General features: G+C 32.6%; 19 protein-coding genes. 12 read left to right on the top strand and 7 right to left on the bottom strand.

Annotated elements, in window-relative coordinates; genetic code table 11:
• Positions 1-24: 24 nt before the first annotated feature.
• The 3 genes from ACFQ1O_RS13685 (at position 25) to ACFQ1O_RS13695 (ending at position 2,408) form a co-directional block, all read left to right on the top strand.
• Complete coding sequence (locus tag ACFQ1O_RS13685) at positions 25-765, top strand: glycosyltransferase family 2 protein (RefSeq protein ID WP_377716834.1); 741 nt, start codon at positions 25-27, stop codon at positions 763-765.
• Positions 749-1,093, top strand: a complete 345-nt coding sequence (locus ACFQ1O_RS13690; RefSeq protein ID WP_377716836.1) for a DUF2304 domain-containing protein — start codon at positions 749-751, stop codon at positions 1,091-1,093. The genes ACFQ1O_RS13685 and ACFQ1O_RS13690 overlap by 17 nt, the downstream gene beginning before the upstream one ends.
• A gap of 67 nt (positions 1,094-1,160) precedes the next feature.
• Entirely contained in the window at positions 1,161-2,408 is a 1,248-nt protein-coding gene (locus ACFQ1O_RS13695) for a hypothetical protein (protein ID WP_377716838.1), read from the top strand.
• Here the strand turns inward: ACFQ1O_RS13695 and ACFQ1O_RS13700 are convergent.
• Both ACFQ1O_RS13700 and ACFQ1O_RS13705 read right to left on the bottom strand, forming a co-directional pair.
• Positions 2,405-3,079, bottom strand: coding sequence for a class I SAM-dependent methyltransferase (locus ACFQ1O_RS13700; protein WP_377716840.1), 675 nt, complete (start codon positions 3,077-3,079; stop codon positions 2,405-2,407). The genes ACFQ1O_RS13695 and ACFQ1O_RS13700 overlap by 4 nt on opposite strands.
• Positions 3,080-3,097: 18 nt before the next feature.
• Positions 3,098-3,781, bottom strand: a complete 684-nt coding sequence (locus ACFQ1O_RS13705) for a cell division ATP-binding protein FtsE (RefSeq protein WP_377716842.1) — start codon at positions 3,779-3,781, stop codon at positions 3,098-3,100.
• A 230-nt stretch (positions 3,782-4,011) separates the two neighbouring features.
• Between ACFQ1O_RS13705 and ACFQ1O_RS13710 the strand changes: the two genes are divergently transcribed.
• From ACFQ1O_RS13710 to secDF, 7 genes are all read left to right on the top strand, one after another.
• Positions 4,012-7,059 carry a tetratricopeptide repeat protein gene (locus tag ACFQ1O_RS13710; RefSeq protein ID WP_377716844.1) on the top strand — a complete coding sequence of 1,016 codons (3,048 nt, stop codon included), beginning with the start codon at positions 4,012-4,014 and terminating at the stop codon, positions 7,057-7,059.
• Positions 7,060-7,082: 23 nt separating this feature from the next.
• Entirely contained in the window at positions 7,083-8,786 is a 1,704-nt protein-coding gene (locus tag ACFQ1O_RS13715; RefSeq protein WP_377716846.1) for a TonB-dependent receptor, read from the top strand.
• Between the two features lie 191 nt (positions 8,787-8,977).
• Positions 8,978-10,918 (top strand): DNA topoisomerase (ATP-hydrolyzing) subunit B, encoded by a 1,941-nt coding sequence (gene gyrB / locus ACFQ1O_RS13720; protein WP_377716848.1) that lies wholly within the window; start codon positions 8,978-8,980, stop codon positions 10,916-10,918.
• A complete protein-coding gene (locus ACFQ1O_RS13725) occupies positions 10,911-11,909 on the top strand; it encodes a DUF6588 family protein (RefSeq protein ID WP_377716850.1) in 999 nt (332 codons plus the stop codon). Before gyrB ends, ACFQ1O_RS13725 begins: the two co-directional genes overlap by 8 nt.
• A 37-nt stretch (positions 11,910-11,946) precedes the next feature.
• The gene (locus ACFQ1O_RS13730; RefSeq protein WP_377716852.1) at positions 11,947-12,873 is read left to right on the top strand and encodes a malate dehydrogenase; all 927 of its coding nucleotides are present in this window, start codon (positions 11,947-11,949) and stop codon (positions 12,871-12,873) included.
• A gap of 123 nt (positions 12,874-12,996) precedes the next feature.
• Positions 12,997-13,659: a hypothetical protein gene (locus ACFQ1O_RS13735; protein ID WP_377716853.1), complete on the top strand. Its 663-nt coding sequence runs from the start codon at positions 12,997-12,999 to the stop codon at positions 13,657-13,659.
• A 154-nt stretch (positions 13,660-13,813) separates the two neighbouring features.
• Positions 13,814-16,837, top strand: a complete 3,024-nt coding sequence (gene secDF / locus ACFQ1O_RS13740; RefSeq protein WP_377716855.1) for a protein translocase subunit SecDF — start codon at positions 13,814-13,816, stop codon at positions 16,835-16,837.
• A 351-nt stretch (positions 16,838-17,188) separates the two neighbouring features.
• On the opposite strand, the gene ACFQ1O_RS13745 is transcribed toward secDF, so the two are convergent.
• From ACFQ1O_RS13745 to folE, 5 genes are all read right to left on the bottom strand, one after another.
• Complete coding sequence (locus tag ACFQ1O_RS13745) at positions 17,189-17,674, bottom strand: DUF192 domain-containing protein (RefSeq protein WP_377716857.1); 486 nt, start codon at positions 17,672-17,674, stop codon at positions 17,189-17,191.
• Position 17,675: 1 nt separating this feature from the next.
• The gene (gene lgt / locus ACFQ1O_RS13750; protein ID WP_377716859.1) at positions 17,676-18,596 is read right to left on the bottom strand and encodes a prolipoprotein diacylglyceryl transferase; all 921 of its coding nucleotides are present in this window, start codon (positions 18,594-18,596) and stop codon (positions 17,676-17,678) included.
• A gap of 86 nt (positions 18,597-18,682) precedes the next feature.
• Complete coding sequence (gene yidD, locus ACFQ1O_RS13755; protein ID WP_377716861.1) at positions 18,683-18,904, bottom strand: membrane protein insertion efficiency factor YidD; 222 nt, start codon at positions 18,902-18,904, stop codon at positions 18,683-18,685.
• 44 nt (positions 18,905-18,948) lie between these two features.
• Positions 18,949-20,424 carry a cysteine--tRNA ligase gene (gene cysS / locus ACFQ1O_RS13760; RefSeq protein ID WP_377716864.1) on the bottom strand — a complete coding sequence of 492 codons (1,476 nt, stop codon included), beginning with the start codon at positions 20,422-20,424 and terminating at the stop codon, positions 18,949-18,951.
• Positions 20,425-20,435: 11 nt separating this feature from the next.
• Positions 20,436-21,116 carry a GTP cyclohydrolase I FolE gene (gene folE, locus ACFQ1O_RS13765; protein ID WP_377716866.1) on the bottom strand — a complete coding sequence of 227 codons (681 nt, stop codon included), beginning with the start codon at positions 21,114-21,116 and terminating at the stop codon, positions 20,436-20,438.
• Positions 21,117-21,519: 403 nt separating this feature from the next.
• Between folE and ACFQ1O_RS13770 the strand changes: the two genes are divergently transcribed.
• The gene (locus ACFQ1O_RS13770; protein WP_377716869.1) at positions 21,520-21,975 is read left to right on the top strand and encodes a hypothetical protein; all 456 of its coding nucleotides are present in this window, start codon (positions 21,520-21,522) and stop codon (positions 21,973-21,975) included.
• Between the two features lie 2 nt (positions 21,976-21,977).
• Positions 21,978-26,093: beta strand repeat-containing protein (locus ACFQ1O_RS13775; protein ID WP_377716872.1), on the top strand; the 4,116-nt coding region annotated here is incomplete at its 3' end.

The following is a 26,093-nucleotide window of genomic DNA, read 5'->3' on the forward strand; positions in this document are numbered from 1 at the left end:
TTTTGTTTTTACGTTCTTTGTAACATGAGTTATTCAGTATTAATTGTTATTCCTTGTTATAATGAAGCAGAAACTATTGCTTCAACACTTTTTGAGTTAAAAGAAGTGTTAAACAATACTTCAGAACTAAAATACGAAATACTTGTTGTTAACGATTGTTCTACAGACAATTCTTTAGATATAATAAAACAAGCAAAAGTTAACTATATAGATTTACCTATAAATTTGGGAATTGGAGGAACTGTTCAGACCGGTTATTTATATGCTCAAAAAAATAATTTTGATATAGCGGTACAGTTTGATGGAGATGGACAACATGATCCAGTTTATATATCAAAAATAGTACAACCAATTATAGAAAGAAAAGCTAATGTGGTAATTGGTTCTCGTTTTTTAAATAAAGAAGGTTTTCAGTCTAGTTTTTTAAGGAGGCTAGGAATTCGGTATTTTTCATTGTTAAATAATATACTAGTTAAAACAAAAATCTTAGATACTACATCTGGTTTCAGGGCATTAGATTCTAAAGCTATAGAAGAAGTTTGTAAGTATTACCCAGAAAATTACCCAGAACCTGAGGTAATAGTTCTTTTTGTAAATAATAAATTTAAATTATTAGAAGTTCCGGTTTTAATGAGAGCTAGAACTGGTGGAGTGTCTTCTATAAGTGGGTTAAAGGCTTTGTTTTATATGTTTAAAGTAAGTATAGGGTCCTTATTTTTGTATATTCGTTTAAAAATCGGGCAAAAAAATGATAACAGTTTTTAGTATATTTTTTTCAGTATTATTTTGTTTTTTGGTTTTCTTTTTAATTTATAAAGGGAAGTTAAAAGAGCAATATGCTATTTTGTGGATAGTGTTATCTGGAGTAATGATATTTTTCTCTTTTTTTAGAGATAGTATAGGGTTTCTTGCAGATTTTTTTGAAGTACATTATGCACCTTCATTACTTTTTATTTTAGCTTTTGTAATATTATTGTTAATACTAATTCAAATGTCGGTAGTAGTATCTTTATTGAAAGAAAATATAAAAACATTAACCCAAGAAATAGGCTTATTAAAAAAAGAGTTGTCGAAAAAAAAGGATGGTGAATAATTTCATTAAAAATAATATACTAGTTAAAAACAAATTAGTTCTAGGCGTTTTTGTGATTTTGACCTTGATGTCCTTTGTTTTTTTGTTAATACAAGGGCCAATAACTTATTTAGATACAAATGCTTATTTTGGTCTTAGGCCTTATGTTTCTGCAGGTTATCCTTTTTTCTTAAGAAGTTTACATTTTATTTTTAAAGAAAATTATTTAAACGCTGTTGTTGGTATTCAGTTTATAGCTATAATCATATCCATATATGTATTTGTCTTTTGTTTTTTAAAGCACTTTCATTTAAAAATATATCAATATATAACAATACTATTATTACTGTTTTATCCTGTTTTTGATAGTAATGTTTATACGGTAACAAGTGTTTCAACCGAAGGAGTATCTTTTGCTTTGTTCTTGCAAGTAATTCATTTGAGTTATAGAGTCTTTATCCAAAGGAAGTTTAAGTCAGCTGTGTTATTGTGTCTTTTTGTAGTGATATTAATAACTATTAGAGGGCAGTTTCAATTTTTAATTTTAGTCTTTTTGTTAACTGAACTTGTTTTAAGTTTCTACGCAAAAAAGTTAAAATTAAAATACATTATTGTGTTTTTAATGATTCCTTTGTCTGTCTTTGTAATTGATAATGTATACCATAAAATAATTCATAAGCAATATTTTTCAACACCATTTGTTTGGACAGCCTTTGTTACTCCTGTTTTATTTGTTGCAGATGATACTGATGTAGAATATTTAGAAACTGAAAACCAAAAAGAAATATTTAACTTAGTTAAATCAAAGTTTAAAGCTAAAGGGGTAGATAATTCCTCTCATAAATATTATGAAGAACCAATAGATTATAATTACTTTTTTTATCATTATGAATTGCCAACACTTTGTAACCAGACTGTTAAAAGAGATGTGTTAGATTATTATTTATTAGATAAGGAGAAAAGCCTACCTAATGTTTTAGAGGCACATTTTAAACTTGAAAAAACACATAAAGAATTATTTTTTGAGTTGTTACCACATGTTTTTAAGAAATGGTTCAAGTTAGTTTTTCAAAGTTTTAAAACCGGAATAGGTGGTATGCCAATAGTCTTAGTATATGTATTGTCTCTAATTCTGTTATTCCTAGAATATGTCAAGAATCAGAATAAGTTAGTTTTATGGGCTTTTTTCTTACTATTGGTTGTATTGGTAAATAGGGTGCTTATAAGTGTATCTGTTCATGGCTTAACCCGATACTTTTTTTATACCCATTGGATAGCTGTATTTTTATTGTTTTTAGGAATAAATAATTTTGTTAGTAAAAGGAACAAAAGTTAATGTTTACTTGCTGTAAATAACTCGAATAAAGTAATTGGGGGGAAAAGTTTTTTTAAAGTATTAACATTAAGAAATTGCTTAAAATCCTGTTTAATTTTAGCAATATTTGTAAGATGGTAGTCACCGGTAAATCTTTTTCCGGCAAATATTCTTCCTACTTTGTAAAATATGTTTTCTGTAGGTCCTGAAACAATAATAACACCATTTGGAGTTAAAAGTTTTTCAAATAGCTTTATATATTCTTCTATGTTGTCAACGTGTTCTAAAACATCTAGAGCATAAATAATATCAAAATAATTATGATTTAATTCGTTGGAAATAATATCTCCTTCAATAAAACGCACCTCAGAAGGGAAGTCTATTTTTTCTTTTACTAGATTCAAAGGAGAAAATTCAATATCGGTACTAGTTACTTCATGTTTGTTGTTGGCTAATAAATAAGTTAATACTCCAGAACCACAACCAAAATCTAATATTTTTTTAGGGTTATTGTTTCTTTGTGCATAATCAAAAGCAACTTCAATTCTTTTCCAAAATAAATAATCAATTAAAATGTTTTTATGAGCATAAGCCGGAAATGCAGCCTCGTCAATATCACTAATGCTAGATTCATTTATAATTTCATTAAATATTTGTTTAAATATTCTTTTGGTAGATTTAAATGTGGTCATTTTAAGGGCTGATAATGATTAAACCTTTTTCTGTACAACTTCAAAAATTTTCCCGTCCTGTAGTTTTAAAGTTTTAGAAGGGTATTTTAAAATTAAAGCATAATCATGAGTAGCCATTAAAATAGTATTTCCGTTTTGGTTAATTTCTCTTAAAATACCCATTACTTCTATACTGGTTTGAGGGTCTAGGTTACCTGTTGGTTCATCTGCAATAATTAGTTCGGGGTCATTTAATAAAGCCCTGGCAATAGCAATACGTTGTTGTTCTCCACCAGATAATTCATGAGGAAATTTGAAACCTTTAGAATTCATACCTACTTTGGTTAAAACCTCATCTATACGCATTTTCATTTCTGCTTTGTTTTTCCATCCTGTGGCTTTTAATACAAACTCTAGATTATTGAAAATAGTTCTGTCTGATAGTAGTTTGAAATCTTGAAAAACAACCCCTAACTTGCGTCTTAAATGTGGTATTTCTTTATTTTTAAGAGTAGCTAGGTTATATCCCACAATAGAGCCATCACCTTCTTTTAATGGTAAATCAGCATAAAGAGTTTTCATAAAACTACTTTTTCCAGCTCCAGTTTTACCAATAAGATAAATAAATTCACCCTTGTTAATGTTAAGGGTAACATCAGATAATACTAAATTATCTTTTTGGTATATAGCAGCCTCCTTTAAGGATAAAACAGTTTCAGACATAAAAATGGTAATTTTGAAAGTAAAAATAAGCATTAAGTGTTAAGTACAAAGAATTATAAGAGAAGAATTATTCTTAAAATAAATTATCTGTTTTTAGATTTGTACTGTTAACAAAATATTTAATAAGTTGCCATAATTTCTTTTTAGATTGCGCGTTATAACAACTGTGAATATGTATTTTTATACTAGTGTTTACAAAGCAATGCAATGAATGTTTAAAAAAGCATTATATGATTCATAAGAATTCCTTATTAGGTTTGTTCGTTTTTGGGGCTTTTGCCTTAAGTTGGGGGCAACAAACTAAAATTTACACCCATGATTCTGCACCGTACTTAAAGGCTTTGTCGCTTTATAAAGCAGAACAATACTTGGCCTCTCAGGCTTTGTTTCAGAAAATAAAAAATAATTCAGAAGATGAGTTGATAGATGCAGATTGCACCTATTATATAGCTAATTGTGCAGTAAGGTTAAATCAATCAGGAGCTGATGAATTGATAACTTCTTTTGTTGAGGAATATCCAACTAGTACTAAGAAAAATGCAGCTTTTAATGATGTTGCAGATTACTATTATGGAAATAGTAAGTATGCTCATGCTTTAAAATGGTACGATCAGGTTGATGAATCTAATTTAACTCAAAAAGAAAAAGAGCCTTTTTATTTTAAAAAGGGCTATGCGTTGTTTCATACCAATCAGAAAAAAGCCTCTAAAAAGTATTTTAATTTAGTTGAAGACTCTAAGGTTTATGGTTCACAAGCTAAATATTATCTAGGGTACATTGCTTATGAAGGAGATGATTACCAAGAGGCTAATACTTTATTCGATCAAGTAAAAGATCAAGAGAAATACCAAGAGAAAATGGCTTATTTTCAGGCTGATATGAATTTCAAGCTAGGTAAATTTCAACAAGCGATAGATTTAGCTAGCCAAAGACTTCCTTTGGCTTCAGATGCAGAAGAGAGATCTCAGTTAAACAAGATTGTAGGTGAGAGTTATTTCAACTTAAAGGAATACAATAAAGCATTACCGTATTTAAAAGAGTACAAAGGAAAAAAAGGAAAGTGGACAAATACAGATCATTATCAATTAGGATATGTTTATTATCAACGACATGAATATGAAGCTGCTATATCTGAGTTTAATAAAATAATTGACGGAAAGAATTCAGTAGCACAAAACGCTTATTATCATTTGGCAGAATGTTATGTTAAAACAGGTAAGAAGCAACAGGCTTTAAACGCATTTAAAAATGCATCGGAGATGGATTTTAGTGTTGAAATGAAACAAGATGCTTGGTTGAATTACGCCAAGTTAAGTTACGAAATAGGAAATCCTTATCAGCCAGTTCCTGAAGTATTAGCTTCTTATATGAAAGCTTATCCAAATGATCTAAATAATGAAGAATTAGAAAACTTATTGATAGATTCATATATCACTTCAAAAAATTACAAGGAAGCCTTGGTCTTATTAGAGGGAAAGGGAGGTTATAATTACAAAGTAGCATATCAAAAAGTAGCGTTTTATAGAGGTGTAGAGTTATTTAACGAAGGAATGTTTAATGAGGCTAAGAATCATTTTGACAAATCATTAAAAGAGCCTAGAACAAAAAACATAACAGCCCGATCACAATTCTGGAAAGCGGAATGCGATTACTTGTTAGATAATTACCAAGAGGCTTTAATTGGTTTTAAGCAATTTCAGCAGAAAGATAGTTTGACTAAATATGCTGAAGCTAAAAATTTAGATTATCAGATAGCTTATGCTTATTTTAAACAAAAGGAATATGCTCAAGCTGTAGATGGTTTTAAAAATCATATAGAAAAAAGCAAAGACGATATACAACGATTAAACGATTCTTACTTGCGTTTAGGTGATAGTTATTTTGTGACTACAGATTATTGGAAGGCTATGGAGGCTTACAATGAAGCTAAAAAGTTAAATAATATCGATGCAGATTATGCGCACTTTCAAAAAGCTATTTCGTATGGTTTTGTGGGTAAAAATCAAGAGAAAATTAACGACCTAAAGTTGTTTTTAAATGATTTTGCTAATTCGCAATATAGAGACGATGCTTTGTTTGAATTAGGGAATACTTATGTAATAGTTAATGAGAGTGAAAAAGCATTAAAAACATATGATGATCTAGTGTATAAACATCCAAATAGTTCATATGTTTCCAGAGGTATGCTTAAACAAGGTTTGGTTCATTATAATAATGACAGTAATGAACAGGCTTTAAATAAATTTAAACAAGTTGCTGTCAATTACCCAGGTTCTGCAGAGGCAAATCAGGCAGTAGCTACCGCAAGATTAATTTATGTTGATTTAAATAGGGTAGACGAATATGCTACTTGGGTAAAAACATTGGACTTTGTTGAAGTGTCTGATGCAGATTTAGATAACACTACTTATGAAGCAGCAGAGAAACAATTTTTGCAACAAAAAACAGATCAGGCTATAGCTAGTTTTAGAAGCTATTTGCAAAGTTTTCCTAACGGATTACATGCTACTCAAGCACATTTTTATTTAGGACAAATGCTTTATAAAAAAGATGATAAAGAGAAAGCTATTCCGCATTATAAATTTGTAATAGATCAGTCTCGAAATGAATTTACAGAACAGGCTTTGGTAAGGTTGTCTCAGTTGTACTTAGAAAACAATAATTGGCAAGAGGTTAAGCCAGTATTAGTGCGTTTAGAAGCAGAGGCAGATTTTCCGCAAAATGTAGTATTTGCTCAGTCTAACTTAATGAGAGTTAATTATGAATTAGCACAGTATGATCAGGCTGTTGTTTATGCAGAAAAAGTGTTGAAAAACCCTAAAAACAGCGATGCTATTATTAGCGATTCGCAAGTAATTATAGCTCGTTCTGCTATAAAAGTTGGAGATGAGAACAAGGCAAAAATAGCTTATGAAGAAGTGCAAAAAATAGCTAAGGGTTCTTTAGCTGCAGAAGCATTGTACTATGAGGCTTATTTCGAAAATAAAGATTCAAATTATGAGGAATCTAATAAGACAATTCAAGAGTTAACTAAAAACTATTCGGGTTATAAGTATTATGCGGCTAAGAGTTTAGTGTTAATGGCTAAGAATTTTTATGAGCTGGAAGATTCTTATCAGGCAACATATATTTTAGAAAGAGTAATTGAAAACTTCACTCAATATGAAGATGTTGTAGAAGAGGCGCAAATAGAATTACAAAGGATTAAGCAGTTAGAGGCTAAAAGGAATTCATCTATTAATGTTGAGCCTCTTGAAGATAATAAAAACCAAGAATAATTTTTGATTCAAGAAAAGAAAGTATGACAAAATATATTATATATATCGTTTTTGTGTTGGTCGGAACAAATGGTTTTGCTCAAGAAGATGAAAACATAGGTACAGAGGTTATTAATGTTGTTAAGCCATATACTCCTTCTGTATCAGACGCTTTTAAAGTGAAAGAGGTTCCAGCTGTAAATGATAGTACAGAATTAACTAAAAAGAATGTAGAGTACAAGATAGAGTCGGTGCCAGTAGCTTCAACATTTACACCAGCTAAAGGAAAAGCAGCTAACGTAGAAAAGCAAGCTCCTAAAAAGTTATATAATAATTATGCTTCATTAGCAGTGGGTAACTATTTAAATGTTTTAGGCGAGTTTTATGCAACCTTGCCAGTTAATAATACAGATAACTTTACGGTTGGTTTGAATCATCATTCAACTCAAGGAGAAATTGATGGAGTACAGTTAGATGATAAATTTTATGATACAGATTTAAGTTTAGTATATGCAAAAAGAGATAAAGGATTGTCTTATCAGATAGAAGGAGGTTTTAAACATCAGCTTTATAATTGGTATGGTACCTCTTATGAGTTAACAGATGCTCAACGTGCAGATATCGATGCTTCTCATACTTATATGACTGGTTTGTTGGGTGGTCATGTAGAAGTTGATGATTCCTTTTTTAAAGGAGGAGATATAAGTTATAGACGATTTTGGGATGATTATAATGCAGCCGAAAACAACATAGTTTTAATGCCAGAGTTTGAAATAAATGTTGCTGATAAATTGGTGAATATTAAAGGGGTGTTAGATTATGTAGGAGGAGAGTTCGATCAATCATCAGCAGTTTTAAAGTATAGTTATTTAAAAACGGGTGTTCAGCCAAGTTTAGAATTATTGAGAGATGATTTAACGCTTAATTTAGGAGCACAATTTGTATTTGGCTTAGATGCAGAAAATAGTGAGTCAGATTTCTTTATTTACCCAAAAGTTGCGGCTTCTTATAGGTTGTTAGGTGATAGGGTGATAGCTATTGGTGGGTTAAATGGAGACTTGCAACAAAACTCATATTATAGTTTTGCTCAAGAGAATAAATATATAGCCCCATTAATAGGAGTAGCTCCAACAGATAGGCAATATGAAGCGTATTTGGGAGTAAAAGGAAAATTATCTGGTAAAGTAAATTATACGCTTAAAGGTGCTTATGGAGCAGAAAAGAATAAGTATATGTTCGTAATGAACGCTGTTAACGATGTAAATGTAGCAACAGAAAACTACCAAAAGGCAAATTCTTTTGGTGTTGTATATGATGATGTAAGCACTTTTAGAACAGAATTTCAATTAAAAGCTCAGGTAAATAAAAATTATTCTATAGGTTTAGATGTGGCTTATAGTAGTTTTAATACAGATGAGTTAGATAAGGTGTACAATATCCCCCAATTAGAAGCTAGTTTATTTGGAGATTTTAAGTTTAATGATAAATGGTTTGCAGGTTTAAATTTCTTTTATATAGGAGAGAGAAATGCTAGGTTGCAATCTAACGTAGTTGGTTTAGCTAGTAAAGAAATAACCTTAAAGGGTTTCTTTGATGCTAATGTAAATGTAGGTTATCATGTGTCTAATCGTTTTACAGCTTTTATAAAGGCTAATAATGTAGCTAGTCAAGAATACCAAAGATGGTTAAGTTACCCAACTCAGCAAATCCAAGTATTAGGTGGTTTGCAGTACAAGTTCGATTTTTAAAATAATGTGATTTTTTGTAAGTTCAGTAGAAATAATCAACAACTTAAAAAAGTGTGACTTCAGAAATCCTTTTTAACTAATTGTTGTTGATAACTTCTTGTATTTGCGGGGGTTGATTAGTGATAATTACCGACTCTTTTTTTATATTTGTCTGTTTCAGAAAATTTAGAATAAAATATCAAGATTTATATATGAGCGAAGAGACTAAAAATCACAATTATTCGGCAGATAGTATTCAGGCGTTAGAAGGAATGGAGCATGTTAGAATGCGTCCTTCGATGTATATTGGAGATGTAGGGGTTAGAGGTTTACACCACTTGGTTTACGAGGTGGTAGATAACTCTATAGATGAGGCTATGGCTGGGCACTGTGATAAGATTGATGTTTGGATTAACGAAGATAATTCTATATCTGTTTTAGATAACGGGCGTGGTATTCCGGTAGGAATTCATAAAAAAGAAGGAGTTTCTGCACTACAGGTTGTAATGACTAAAATTGGAGCCGGTGGTAAGTTTGATAAAGATTCGTATAAGGTATCAGGAGGGTTACACGGTGTAGGTGTCTCTTGTGTTAATGCATTATCGAATCATTTAAAAGCTACTGTTTACAAAGAAGGTAGAATTTGGGAACAAGAATATGAAAGAGGAAAGGCTTTATATCCTGTAAAGTCAATTGGCGAAACAGATAGAAATGGAACAATGGTTACTTTTAGACCAGACGATTCTATTTTTAAAGAAACTACAGTTTATAACTACGATACTCTAGCGGCAAGATTAAGAGAACTTTCTTTTTTAAATAAAGGTATAACAGTTTCTATTACAGATAAACGAGAAAAAGACGAAGAAGGTAATTTTATATCGGAAACTTTTCAGTCTACAGAAGGACTTTCTGAGTTTGTAAAATATTTAGATGCAACTCGAGAGCAGTTAACTGCTGGAGTGATTGCCATGGAGGGAGAAAAGAATGGAATCCCTGTAGAAGTAGCCATGGTATATAATACTTCTTATTCTGAGAATTTACATTCATATGTAAATAACATCAATACACACGAAGGAGGTACACATTTAAGCGGTTTTAGAAGAGGTTTAACTCATACCTTAAAGAAGTATGCAGAGACTTCAGGAATGTTAACTAAACTTAAGTTTGATATTTCAGGAGATGATTTCCGTGAAGGATTAACAGCGATTGTTTCTGTTAAAGTTGCTGAGCCACAGTTCGAGGGGCAAACTAAAACGAAGCTAGGAAATAGAGAGGTGTCAGCTGCTGTTAGTCAAGCAGTTTCTGAGATGTTAACCGATTATTTAGAAGAACACCCAGACGATGCTAAAACAATTGTTCAGAAAGTTATTTTAGCTGCTCAGGCGCGTCATGCCGCTGCAAAGGCACGCGAAATGGTTCAGCGTAAAACAGTAATGAGCATAGGTGGTTTACCTGGGAAATTATCTGATTGTTCTGAACAAGACCCTGCAAAATGTGAAGTGTTCCTTGTAGAGGGAGATTCGGCAGGTGGTACAGCCAAGCAAGGTCGCGACAGAAACTTCCAAGCTATTCTACCATTAAGAGGTAAAATATTGAATGTAGAGAAAGCAATGCAACATAAAGTGTTTGAAAATGAAGAAATTCGTAACATTTTTACAGCATTAGGTGTTACTATAGGTACTGAAGAAGATAGCAAAGCTTTAAATTTATCAAAACTACGTTATCATAAAATAGTTATTATGTGTGATGCCGATGTTGATGGTTCTCACATTTCTACTTTAATATTGACTTTTTTCTTTAGATATATGAAAGAGTTAATAGAAAATGGACATATTTACATAGCTACTCCACCATTATATATGGTTAAAAAAGGAACTAAGAGTGAATATGCCTGGAATGATGATCAGCGAGATATGATAATGATGAAATATGGTGATGGTGCAAAAATTCAACGTTATAAGGGTCTTGGAGAGATGAATGCTGAGCAATTGTGGGAAACAACAATGGATCCTGAGTTCAGAACAATGCGTCAAGTAACAATAGAGAGTTTAACCGAGGCAGATAGAATATTTTCTATGCTAATGGGAGATGAGGTTCCACCACGTAGAGAGTTTATAGAGAAGAACGCTAAATATGCAAATATTGATGCCTAAGTACTATTCTCTTTTACTGTTTTTTGTTGGAAGTTTTTCGTTTTCTCAAACTTTTAATGCGGATTTAGGAAGAACGTTAGATGATTTAATTTTTCTTTCTGGAGAATATGTGTCTCCAGCTGCAGATGCGTCTATGTACCAGGCAACTTCATCTTGGTATTCTACAGCTAAAAGTTTAGATAAATTCCAAGTTGAAGTATCAGTGCATGCAAATGCTTTATACATTCCGAACAATAAAAAAAGTTATACAATTTCTAATTCAGATTTTTCAAGTTTTGAGATAAGAGGAGGAGATGATTCGGTTGTAATACCAACTGCTTTAGGAGGAGGAAATAGTACCTTTTTTGATTTTACTTTAGACGGAGAAGATTATGAAATGCAGGCTTTTGAAGGGGTTGATCAAGAGGTTTTAGCGCACCCTTTTTTACAAGCTTCTGTAGGGTTATGGAAAGAAACAGATTTAACAGTTCGTTACTCACCTAAAGTAAAAATTGACGTGTCAGATTATCAAATTTTTGGTTTGGCTTTAAAACATAATCTTACTCAATATAACAGGAAAGAAAATAGTGTAGAAGTGGCCGTTTTATTGTCATATTCAAAATTCGATTTAGACTTATTTTTTAACGAATTTAGGTTAGAATCTTCAAATCCTCAACCAGGAGAAGAGCCAATTGCTACAGTAGATTCGGTGATTGTAGACGCAAGTTCATGGTTGTTTCAATTTATAGCGTCTAAAGAGTTTGGTAAGTTTGAGTTACACAGTTCTTTGGGTCTTTCTAGAAATCAGTTTAATTATGAGTTAGGAGGGAAAGATAGTTTAATTTTGAGCTTGTTCAATCTTAGTCTAGAAGAGTTAGAAGAAACAACAACTAATTTTAAAGGAGATGTGGGTTTAAATTATCACATAGGTAATAAATACTATATCTCATCTATGTTTACAATTGGGGAATTCCCGAATGTAAATCTGGCGTTTCATTATAAGATAAATTAGAACACAATTAATAAATTAATATAATAAATTAACAAAAATGAAAGTAACAGTAGTTGGAGCTGGAGCAGTAGGTGCAAGTTGTGCTGAATATATTGCCATTAAAGATTTTGCATCAGAAGTAGTATTATTAGATATCAAAGAAGGGTATGCTGAGGGGAAGGCAATGGACTTAATGCAAACAGCTTCTTTAAATGGTTTTGATACTAAAATTGTTGGTTCTACTAACGATTATTCTAAAACTGCAGGTAGTGATGTGTGTGTAATTACTTCTGGTATTCCTCGTAAACCAGGAATGACTCGTGAAGAATTAATAGGGATTAATGCTGGTATTGTTAAAACAGTTTCAGCTAGTTTGATAGAGCATTCTCCTAATACTATTATCATAGTGGTGTCTAACCCAATGGATACGATGACCTATTTAGTTCATAAGGCTACTAATTTACCTAAGAATAGAATTATTGGAATGGGGGGAGCATTAGATTCTGCACGTTTTAAATATCGTTTAGCTGAGGCTTTAGGAGCACCTATTTCTGATGTAGATGGAATGGTGATAGGAGGGCATTCAGATAAAGGAATGGTTCCGTTAATTGGTAAAGCTGCTAGAAATTCAGTTAAAGTTTCAGAGTTTTTATCAGAAGAGAGAATGGATCAAGTTGTTCAGGATACTAAAGTTGGTGGAGCTACCTTAACAGGTCTGTTAGGTACTTCTGCATGGTATGCACCAGGAGCAGCTGTATCTGCTATGGTGCAAGCAATTGCTTGTGATACTAAAAAAATATTCCCTTGTTCGGCATTATTAGATGGCGAGTTTGGTTTAAACGATTTGTCTATTGGTGTTCCTTGTGTTTTAGGAGCTAATGGAATCGAAAAAATTGTTGAAATTAGTTTAACAGACGCTGAAAAGGCTAAATTAGCTGAATCTGCAGAAGGTGTGCAGAAAACAAACGGATTATTAGATTTATAAGATTTTATATATAAAGTAAAAGTCATCTTTTTTAAAAAAGATGACTTTTTTTATTTAATAATGTAACAAATAGTTCTAGGTTGAGTCTAACAAGCTGAAATTAAAATTTAAACCAAAATTAAAATGAAGAAATTAATATTATTAGCTACCATATTAGTAAGTACATTAGGTATTGCTCAAGAAAAAATAACAGAAGGAAAAATAATATCTAAACAAACTATGTCTAGTCCTGATGCGCAAATGAATATGCAATTGGCTATGGTTGGTGAAATGATTACAACTACATATTTTAAGGAGGGAAAATCTAGGGCAGAGTTAAAAAGTCCAATGGCAGGAAATACTACATCTATTTTAAATATGGGTACAAAAGAGATGTTGGTAATTATGGATAATCCAATGGTAGGTAAAAAATATATTTTACAGAAAATTGATAACTCAGAAGAGAAACTAAAAGATGTATCTGTAGAAGAGACCAAAGAGACCAAAGAGTTTTTAGGTTATAACTGCAAAAAATACATTGTAAAAATGAAGGTTCAAGGAGTAGATGCCAATGTTGTTATTTATGCTACAGATCAATTACCGAGTATGGGTAAGTCTGCAGCTCAGATGGGAAATAAAATTAAAGGTTTTCCTTTGTTTTCAGAAACAAAAGTAATGCAAGCTGGAAAAGAAATTATAGTTAAAGCAGAAGTGACAGAGATAAAAAAAGAGGCAGTTTCAGATGATAAATTTGATATGACTCCTCCAGCTGGATACGAAAAACAAGAAGTTTCGGCGGGAATGTAATATTACCTTTAAAAGAAGAAATTATGGTCAGTTATTTTTAGCTGACTTTTTTGTTTAAAAGGCTAATAAACTAGTTAAATATATTGTTTAATCTATAGAGAAAAATTATATTTGCTCGTTTTTAAACAAATGTAGATTAACTAAATTAATTATAATGCAAAACAAAGGACTATTTAAATTACTTGCTTTTCTGTTTATAGCAGTGAGCATATACCAATTGTCGTTTACATTTATAGCCGATAAAGTAGAAGATGATGCAAAGGCATTTGCTAAGGCAAATCCGGTGGATGGAAAGACACAAGATGAAGTTGAATTTAAATATTTAGATTCGGTAAGAAATAACCCAGTTTTTGCAGGAATTACTTACGACCATGCTTCTAAAAAGGCTTTAAATAAAGGTTTAGATTTAAAAGGGGGAGTAAACGTAATTTTACAGATTTCTACTAAAGATATCTTAAAGGGACTATCTAACGAATCTAAAAACCCTACATTTTTAAAAGCATTAGAATTGGCAGATGAAATGCAAACCAATTCAGATGATACTTATTTAGAATCTTTCTTTAAAGCTTTTGATCAAGCTAATGAAGGAATTACTCCAACACCTTTAGCTACTCCAGGTTTATTTGTAAACCGTTCTTTAGAGGGAGAGGTGAAAGTAGGAATGGATGACAAAGATGTTCAAAAAGTATTAGAAAGAAAATTAGATGAATCTATTGAATCGGCTTTCGAAGTATTAAGAAAACGTATCGATAAGTTTGGGGTAACTCAGCCTAACATCCAAAGATTAGGTAATTCAGCTCGTATTTTAATTGAAATGCCAGGGGCTAAAGATGTTGCTCGTATTAAGAAGTTAGTCTCAGGTACTGCTCAATTGGAGTTTTATCAAACACACTTAGCAAATGAAGTTTTTCAATATTTAGCTGATGCTAACAATAAATTAAAAGAAGCTAAGAAGCCTACAGAAGAGAAAGAAGTTGCTGTAGACTCAACTGAAGTAAATCAAGATGAGAATGTAGATGAGTTATTAGGTGGAGAGGATGCTGAAAAAGAAGTAAATCCATTATTAGATTTAATTAAAATTCAGCCAAGTATGGCGACAATTGGTATTGTGAAAACAGCAGATACTTCTGCAGTGAACTCAATATTAAAATCGACAGCTTCATTAAGAAAAGGAGAATTGAAATACGCTAAGTTTGCGTGGAGTTTACCAGTTTCTGATAAAGATAGAAAAGATCGTTACGGATTAGCAGAAACAGATGTTAATGATTATGTAAGATTATTAGCATTGAAATCAGATAAGGATCGTAATCCAGCAATGTTAGGAGATGTGGTTACAGATGCACGTCAGGATTTTACAAATGCGGGAGAAATTTCTGTTGGAGTTGCTATGAATGCAACAGGAGCAAAACAGTGGTATAAGGTAACAGATGAGGTGTTTAAGGCTAAAAATACAATTGCTATCGTGCTAGATGGAATTGTTTATTCAGATCCAATGTGTAGTAATGGTCCTATCGATGGTGGACAAACTTCTATTTCTGGAAACTTTACAATTACAGAAGCAAAAGATTTAGCAAACGTATTACGTGCAGGTAAATTACCTGCTTCAGCAGATATTATTTCATCGGCAGAGATAGGACCTTCATTAGGCCAGGAAGCTATAGATAAAGGAATTATGTCATTTGGTATTGCTTTATTAATTGTATTAATCTGGATGGTGTTTTATTATGGTAAAGCAGGTTTGTATGCAGATATCGCTTTATTATTAAATATCTTATTAATATTCGGATTCTTAACTGGTTTGCCAGGAATGGTGTTAACTTTACCAGGTATTGCAGGTATCGTATTAACTATTGGTATGTCTGTAGATGCTAATGTACTTATTTTCGAACGTATTAGAGAGGAGTTAGCAGCAGGGAAAACGCAATTAGAAGCTGTTAAAGATGGTTTTAGTAATGCCTTATCTTCTATATTAGATGCAAATGTTACTACCTTTTTAACTGCATTGATATTATTTTTATTTGGTACAGGTCCAATTCAAGGTTTTGCAACTACTTTAATGATAGGTATTGGAACATCTTTATTTACAGCTATATTTATAACAAGGTTGTTGGTAGATAGAGATGTTGAAAATGGAGGTTCGTTACCATTCTCTACAAACGTAACTAAGAACTGGTTCAAGAATATGAAGGTTAATTTCTTAGGAAAGAGAAAAATGGCTTACATTATTTCTGGAGTATTAATTATAGCAAGCTTAGGATCAATTTTTACTAAAGGTTTAAATCCAGGTATTGATTTCTCTGGAGGTAGAACGTATCAAGTAAGGTTTGATCAATCTGTAAACGCAACAGAAGCAACAGATAATTTAGTAAAAGTTTTAGGAAGTGCAGAAGCAAAGACTTTTGGAGGTGATGATCAATTAAAGATAAGTACTAAATATAGAGTTGCTGAAAGTGGAGAAGCAGTAGATAATGATATTCAAGGAAAATTATATGAAGTGTTAAAGCCATATTTTGCTAAAGAGATAACTTTAGAGCAATTTATGTCTGGTGGAGATGATAAAGAGTACGGAATTTTAGAGGCAATGAAGGTAGGTCCTACTATTGCTGATGATATAAAGAAAGCTTCTTACTTTGCGGTAATAGGTTCTTTATTAATAGTATTCTTATATATCTTAGGAAGATTTAAGTGGTGGCAATTTAGTGCAGGAGCAGTAGCAGCTGTCTTTCATGATGTTATTATTGTATTAGGGATATTCTCTTTAACATATAACCTAATGCCATTTAACATGGAGATTGATCAAGCATTTATTGCGGCTATCTTAACAGTAATAGGTTATTCGTTAAATGATACGGTTGTTGTATTTGATAGAATTAGAGAGTATTATAGAAACCATGAAGAGTGGCCATTCGGAAAAACTGTAAATAGTGCCTTAAACTCTACATTAAGTAGGACGTTAAATACATCTGTAACTACGTTAATAGTATTGGTAATTATATTTGCACTAGGTAGTGAGTCAATTAGAGGATTTATCTTTGCTTTAATTATTGGTGTTTTAGTAGGTACCTATTCTTCTTTATTCATTGCAACCCCTGTAATGTTTGATACGGTAGGGAAAAAGGAATTAAAGAGAGAAAAAGTAGAAGAAGAGGAAGAAGAATTAGAAGTTCAAGAAGCTTAAATGTAAGTGTTAGTTATATAAGTTTTTACTTTTATATATATTAAAAAGGCTCCGAGAAATCGGAGCCTTTTTTTGGATATATTCCAAAGCATTTTTTTATTAAAATATAATAACAGTATTTAAAATCACTGGTTTATATTTTGCATACATTATCAGGAATAACTAATCACTTACTCTATATTAAGTCGATTTGAAACTGCTAATAATTTACACATAAAGTGCAATACGTATCGTTAGTATCAAATTTAAGGAGAAGTATGTTTTTCTTGAAAGCTTTATCTTTGATATGAGCATTGGTATAGATGAAATATTGGTTTATGTCGATAAGTGGTTTTATCAATAAGGTGAAATCTATAGCTTTGTAAAGCTAATGTAATCACCTTTATTTAAGTTCCATTTATCACTCATTCCTGCATTAACTTCTAATACATAATAAGCTGGAGATTCTGAGTAAATAGATTCTTCTTTTAATGGTTTTGCTTCTTTAACAATATTGATGATTTGTTTGTTATAGTCAATAAAAATAATATCTAAAGGTATTAGGGTGTTTTTCATATAAAAACTCTTCATTTCACTTTTATCAAATACAAATAACATACCTCGGTTAAGCTCCATTTTTTTTCTGTACATCAATCCGGTTTGATGTTCAAAATCATTATCGGCTATTTCAATTTCTAAGTCTATTTTAGTTGTTTTTAGACTGTCAAGTATAGATAGATTTGCTTCGTGTTTAAAAACAATTTCTGGTGGTTTTACATTGTTTTTTGTAGTAGTGTCTTTTTTACACGAAATTGTTCCTACGGTTAATAGGCTAATTAGAATAGATTTGTAGTTCATGTTAAGCGGTTTTAACTGGTCGAAGCATGCAATATAGGCCAAGAATTATAAAAGGGATGCTAAGCCATTGTCCAGTAGATAAAAGTCCTAAAGATTCTTCAAATCCACCTTGAGAATTTTTAACAAATTCAACTAAAAAACGAACCGACCACAATAGAACTAAAAACAAGCCAAAAATATAGAAAGGTTTTTGCGATTTATTGGTTTTCCAGTAGGTTAAATACAATATTATGAATACAAAAATATACCCTATTGACTCATATAATTGGGCTGGATGAGTATTAGGAACAGCCTCTAATAAATGACTGAATTTAGGGTTGTTTACTATGGCATCATATGCTTTGTTAACATCGTTTATACCTGTTTCTTTAATTGCTGTTCTGGGATTAATATGTCTTTGAATAAATTTAAAGCCGTAATCAGATCCTGTTGGTTTACCAATGATTTCTGAGTTCATTAGATTTCCTAGTCTAACAAATATGGCTCCAAAAGCTACAGGGATAACAACTCTATCTAGTACCCAAGATAGCTTAACATCTGGGTATTTTTTATGGTATAAATACATGGCTACAATCATACCTATTGCAGCTCCATGACTAGCTAACCCTGCAATACCAGTAAATTTACCTGTGGTAGTATTGAAGGGAAGAATAATTTCTAGCAGGTTGTTTTTATAATAAGCCCAATCATAGAAAAATACATGACCCAATCGAGCTCCTAATAAAATTGAAACAACTCCATATACAAATAAAGTGTCTAGTTTTTCTAGGTCGATACTTTCGTGTTTATAGATTTTTTTCATGAGTTGTAATCCTACTAAAAAGGCAATTACAAACATTAAACTATAATATTTTATCGGTATTGGTCCTAGGTTGATTAAAGTGTCGCTCGGGTTCCAATTAATGTGTAAAAATGTAGTCATGTTTTATAATCTATAACGTATTGCGTAAAGATAGAAATATGCAATAGATTATAAAATTAAATTAACAAGATGTTAATATGGTTAATTTAAGGAACAGGATCGTAACCAGATCCCCCCCATGGATGACAACTACCAATGCGCTTAATACTTAGCCATCCTCCCTTTAGCAAACCATGTTTTTGTAAAGCTTCTAGACTGTAACTGGAGCATGTTGGTGTATATCTACAAGTTGCTGGGGTATAAGGTGAAATAGCTACTTGGTAAAAGCGAATAATAAAAATAAATGGATATGTAAATAGCTTTTTCATTAATAAAAAAGCGAAGCTAGCTTATAAGCTTCGCTAGTATTTCGTTAGTTTAAAGAAAAAGTTGTTCCTTCTCTTCCGTCTTTTAATTGAACTCCAAGTTCTTTTAATTCATCTCTTATTTGATCTGATAATGCATAATCTTTATTCGCCTTTGCTTCTGCACGCAGTTTAATTAATAATTCAATTGTACCAGATAGTTTGTCTGAATTATTACTGTTTTTACTTTCGTTTACTAATCCTAAAATATCAAAAACGAAAGCATTCATTGTGTTAGATAAGATGTCAAGGTCATCTTTAGTTATATGAGCTGTTTTATCATTAATCTGATTGATAAATTTTACAGCTTCAAATAAATGAGCTATTAAGATAGGAGTGTTGAAATCATCATTCATAGCATCATAACACTTCTGTTTCCATGACTGTATACCAAAGCTAGACTCTTTGCTTATTTCTAAAGAATTTAAAAGATTAATAGCATCCATTAATTTATTAAAGCCTTTTTCTGACGCCAATAGCGCTTCATTAGATAAATCTAAAATGCTTGAGTAGTGTGCTTGCATGCTAAAGAAGCGTGTTACACTTGGTGAAAAAGCTTTAGATAGTACGTTGTTGTTTCCAGTATAAATTTCTTGCGGTAAAACATGGTTTCCTGTAGATTTAGACATTTTTTTACCGTTTAAATTTAGCATGTTGGTATGCATCCAGTATTTTACAGGGGCTTTGTGGTTGCATGCTTCTGCTTGTGCAATTTCACATTCATGATGAGGGAACTTTAAGTCCATTCCTCCTCCGTGGATATCGAATTGCTCTCCTAAATACTTGGTGCTCATTACGGTACATTCTAGATGCCATCCAGGAAAACCAACAGACCAAGGAGAGTTCCATCGCTGTATGTGTTCTGGTTCTGCTTTTTTCCATAAAGCAAAGTCTTGTGGGTTCTTTTTATCCGACTGTCCATCTAATGTTCTGGTATTTTCAATAGCGTCTTCTATAACTCTTTTGGAAAGTATACCGTAATTTTTTGTTTCATTGTATTTTAGAACGTCAAAATAGACAGAGCCGTTAGATACATAAGCCAATCCATTATCTAGTATTTTTTGAGTTGCTTCAATTTGCTCAAGAATATGTCCTGTAGCAGTTGGTTCAACGCTAGGAGGTAAGAAATTATATTCTTTCAAAATATCATGAAAATCTACAGTGTATTTTTGTACAATTTCCATAGGCTCTAATTTTTCTAAACGAGCTTTGGTAGATATTTTATCTTCAGAATTATCATCTGTTAAATGGCCAGCGTCTGTTATATTTCTAACGTACCTTACTTTGTAGCCTAAATGTAAAAGATATCTGTAAATAGTATCAAAACTCATAAAGGTTCTTACGTTCCCCATATGTACATTACTGTATACTGTTGGTCCGCACACATACATCCCAACAAATCCTTCAGTAATAGGTTTAAAAACTTCTTTTTCTCCGCTTAGAGAGTTATATATTTTTAATTTTTGAGTTTGATATAATTTCATTTTATTGATTTTTAAAAATCAGTGTCTAGTTTTATGTAGTCTAAAAATTCACGTCTAACGTTTTCATTTTTAAATTGTCCTCCAAATTCAGAAGTAACAGTGCTACTTTCAATATCTCTAATTCCTCTTGAATTTACGCATAAATGTTTAGCATCAATAACACAAGCAACATCTTCTGTGCCTAAAGCTTCTTGAAGTTCTTTTACTACTTGTATGGTTAAACGCTCCTGAACTTGTGGTCTTTTAGCATAGTAATCTACAATTCTATTCATTTTAGAAAGACCTATTACTTTTCCGGTAGAGATATAGGCAACATGAGCTCTACCAACTATAGGTAATAAATGGTGTTCGCAGGTTGAATATAGAGTGATGTTTTTTTCAACTAGCATTTCTCCATATTTGTATTTATTGTCAAATGTAGAGGCTTTAGGTTTGTTGTCTGGGTGTAGCCCCCCAAATATTTCTTTTACAAACATTTTAGCAACTCTTTTAGGAGTTCCTTTCAAGCTGTCGTCAGTTAGGTCTAAACCAAGTGTATGCATAATGCTTTCAACATCTTTTTTAATGGATTCAATTTTATCATTATTATCCATATCAAAAGCATCTTTACGTAAAGGAGTATCGTACGATGTTCCTATGTGGTTTTCACCTATTTCATCAAAATCGTCCACAGTAATTTGTTCTTTGTTCATAACAATAATTATAAAGGGGTTATCCTTTAATAAATTAAGACAGCAAAGATAGGTAAAACTTACAAACTATAATTTATTCAATTGCAAAGAAAATTAGTGGTTTTTTAAGATTATGGTTTGTTGCGAAACAAGATTTTTTTGTTGTAAAATGTTTCTTGACGAATAAATCTACCATTTAACTAGAATGTTTTGAAACAGTTAAACATTTGTTAATTTCACTTCGTTTTTACACAAAATCCAAAATTAAACCCAATCTAATTAAAAATGATAACCTTATTTGTTAAGAAATCACACACAATTATATATAGATTAAATTTTGGGGGTAGGGTAAAGCAATCAGTCAAGCGTTTCTTTTAAAGAAACGCTTGACTGCGTTAAAGATTTAAACCTAATAATTACACAAATGAAAAAATTACTATCTCCCCGTGATAGTAAGCAACTGTTTTGTTGCTTGTTATTCCTATTAGTTTTATTTGGCTCTTACAAGGGTATTGCACAAAGCAATACTTATTCAGATGCGTTTATTGAAAATTGCATTCGAGAAGTGTACAAAAATAAAGCTGATGAATTTGTTTTTAATTCTAATTCTAAAAGGCTTAGTGTTATTAAAGATTTATTTAATAACAGGTTTAAAATAGATACTTACAAACAAGCTTATGAAAGTAAAGGGTTAACTAAACTATCTTCTGTTGGTTTAGTTAATAAATATAATAGTGGATTAGCTAGAGACGCTAGTTTTAATCCGTCAACATTCAATCCTTTAAAATATCAATTAGATATTTTTCCTAGTAATACTGTAATGTATAAAGTGGATAATAGTAATTATGTAATAATAATTAAACCTAGCAGAAATAAGTAATTATGAAAAAGAATATATTTTATTTTTTAATATTGTTTGCTTTTGTAGGTTTTTCACAAACGTACAATATTGCAACTGAGAATGGTAATACTATAAATGATTGTTCTGGAGTTTTTGTAGATTCAGGAGGAACAGGAGGTAATTATTCAAGTAGTGAAAATTATACGGTTACTTTTTGTCCTGACACACCAGGAGATCAAATAGTATTAGATTTTAATGCTGGTACTTTTAATATTGAGGGTAGTACTTTTGATTTTTTAACTGTTTATAACGGAGATGATACGGGAGATCCATTATATGGTACTTTCACAGGAAATCCTGGAGTTATTTCTTCTAGTCATTCATCTGGGTGTTTAACAATATCATTTCAATCTGATGGTTCTTTTGAATATGCTGGATGGGAAGCAGCTATATCGTGTCAAACGCCTTGTACAGATACTATTGTTGCTAATTTAGATTCTACAAACCCAGTAGCTAATGGATCAGGAGCTATTCAAATATGTCAAGGAGATACAGTTGATTTTGTAGGTAGTGGTACTTTTTCTGGAAGTAGTGCAGGAGCTTCTTACGATTGGAATTTTGGAGATGGTGGAGCTGTTGCTTCAGGAACAAATGTGTCACATACTTTCAATACTGTGGGAGTTTTTCTAGTTAATTTAGAAATTACTAACGGTTTATGTCAGAGTACAAATAAATTAAATCAAGTAGTTCAAGTATCTCCAACACCAGATTTTACAGGTACTGCCGCAAATTCTAGTTCTATTTGTTTAGGAGAAACTACCGATATAACTGGAGTGGTAACGCCACAAACTGTTTCTGGTACATGTGCCCCTCCATTGGTAGAAACTACTTTTTTACCAGATAGTAATACTGCAACATATTCTACTTGTATTACCGTAGATTGTTATGGACCTTCTGAGACAATAAGTAATGCCTCAGATATATTAAGTGTATTTCTTAATATGGAGCATAGTTATATGGGGGATTTGCAATTAACCTTAACTGCTCCAAATGGTAGTTCTGCTATATTACATACTGATGGATTTGGAGGAGCGACAAACCTTGGAGATCCAGATCAAAACGATGGAACAGGGCCAGGTACAGGATGGGATTACTATTTTGTTGAAACAGGTACAACTGGTGTAGACTGGGAAAATGGACCAACAATGGTTAATGGAACTGGAAATAATTCATTGCAACCAGGTTCATACGATTCAGATAATTCTTTTGCAGCATTTATTGGTTCTCCTTTAAATGGAGACTGGTGCTTAACTATAGAGGATAGTTTATTATCTGATGACGGGCATATTTTTTCATGGAATGTTAATTTTGATTCATCGATACCGCCTGTAGATCCTAATTTAACATTTACGCAAACGATAGCTTCTTCTTCATGGGCTGCTAATGATGGAAATGGAAATATAATTGCTACATCAGGAAGTACTATTACAGTTCAGCCAACAGCAACAGGAACAAGATGTTATACTTATACAGTGGTAGATGGTTTTGGATGTTCTTATGATCATCAAGTTTGTATCGATGTTAATGCAGGCGCTACAGCAGATGCTTCCGTAGTAGCATCACCTGTTTGTTCTGGAGGAGACGCAAATTTTACAATTTCAGGTACGCCTAATGCAGAAGTTACTTATAATATAAACGGAGGGACAGATCAAACCATTACTTTAGATGGTTCTGGTAATGCAACAATACCTACTATATCTGGTATTACTACAGATCAAACTATAAATTTAATATCGGTTGTTACTTCCGCAGCACCGACAGTAGGAAATGGTGTGTCTGCTACAGGTGCTACTGATTCAGCTAATGCAGTAGGAACTATGGTCGCTGTTGGAACTACTTTAGATAACACAAACTCTGCTTTAGTAGCTGGAGGAGCAAATTCTAGTTTAGTAATTACATTAGGAGATGTTGTTCCTGCAGGAACAACTGTAACTATTAGTATTGCTAGAAACACTGGAGCAGGAGCAGTAAACATAACAGATGGAACAAATACACAGGCTTTTAATGCAGGACCAAATGATGTTTCTCAGCAAATTACTTTTACTACAGGTGTTGCAACAAATACAATTACAATAAATAGGACAGGAGGGTCTGTTTGGGTTGACGGTGTTGAGTATACTATAGCTACTACTACTTGTACTGTGCCATTAACAGATTCTGAAACTGTTGTTGTAAGTTCACCAACAGCCAATGCAGGAGCAGATGGAACCATTACTTGTACCAACACCAGTGTACAAATAGGAGCTGCTTCTGTTGCAGGGTTTACTTATTCATGGTCACCAGCAACAGGGTTAGATGATGCTACGATTTCGAATCCAACATCAACCGTAGGAACAACAACTACTTATACATTAACTATTACTGAAACAGCAACTGGTTGTACCGCTACCGATGATGTAACGGTAACAGTAAACAACACTGTTCCAACAGCCAATGCAGGAACAGATGGAACCATTACTTGTACCAATACCAGTGTACAGATAGGAACTGCTTCTGTTGCAGGATTTACCTATTCATGGTCACCAGCAACAGGATTAGATGATGCTACGATCTCGAATCCAACATCAACCGTAGGAACAACAACTACTTATACATTAACAATTACTGATACATCTAATGGATGTACAGATACGGACGATGTAACGGTAACAGTAGATAATGATTTACCAACAGCCAATGCAGGAGCAGATGGAACCATTACTTGTGTAACTACTAGTGTACAGATAGGAGCTGCTTCTGTTGCAGGGTTCACTTATTCATGGTCGCCAGCAACAGGTTTAGATGATGCTACGATCTCGAATCCAACATCAACGGTAGGAACAACAACTACTTATACATTAACAATTACTGAAACAGCAACAGGTTGTATAGATACCGATGATGTAACAGTAACAGTAATTGCTGGTTTACCAACAGCCAATGCAGGAGCAGATGGAACGATTACTTGTACCAATACCAGTGTACAAATAGGAGCTGCTTCTGTTGCAGGATTCACTTATTCATGGTCACCAGCAACAGGGTTAGATGATGCTACGATCTCGAATCCGACATCAACGGTAGGAGCAACAACTACTTATACATTAACAATTACTGAAACAGCAACTGGTTGTACCGCTACTGATGATGTAACAGTAACAGTAAACAACACTGTTCCAACAGCCAATGCAGGAACAGATGGAACCATTACTTGTACCAATACCAGTGTGCAGATAGGAGTTGCTTCTGCTGCAGGATTTACCTATTCATGGTCACCAGCAACAGGATTAGATGATGCTACGATTTCGAATCCAACATCAACCGTAGGAACAACAACTACTTATACGGTAACGATTACTGATACTTCTAATGGATGTACAGATACTGACGATGTAACGGTAACAGTAGATAATGATTTACCAACAGCCAATGCAGGAGCAGATGGAACCATTACTTGTGTAACTACTAGTGTACAGATAGGAGCTGCAGCTGCTGCAGGGTTTACGTATTCATGGTCACCAGCAACAGGATTAGATGATGCTACGATTTCGAATCCAACATCAACGGTAGGAACAACAACTACTTATACGCTAACAATTACTGAAACAGCAACTGGTTGTACAGATACTGATGATGTAACAGTAACAGTAGATAGTGGTTTACCAACAGCCAATGCAGGAACAGATGGAACCATTACTTGTACAACAACAAGTGTACAGATAGGAGCTGCTTCTGTTGCAGGATTTACGTATTCATGGTCACCAGCAACAGGGTTAGATGATGCTACGATCTCGAATCCGACATCAACGGTAGGAGCAACAACTACTTATACATTAACAATTACTGAAACAGCAACTGGTTGTACCGCTACTGATGATGTAACAGTAACAGTAAACAACACTGTTCCAACAGCCAATGCAGGAACAGATGGAACCATTACTTGTACCAATACCAGTGTGCAGATAGGAGCTGCTTCCGCTGCAGGGTTTACCTATTCATGGTCGCCAGCAACAGGATTAGATGATGCTACGATCTCGAATCCAACATCAACGGTAGGAACAACAACTACTTATACGCTAACGATTACCGATACATCTAATGGATGTACAGATACCGACGAT

Source organism: Pseudofulvibacter geojedonensis (genome assembly GCF_042675745.1).
Classification (GTDB): Bacteria; Bacteroidota; Bacteroidia; order Flavobacteriales; family Flavobacteriaceae; genus Pseudofulvibacter; species Pseudofulvibacter geojedonensis.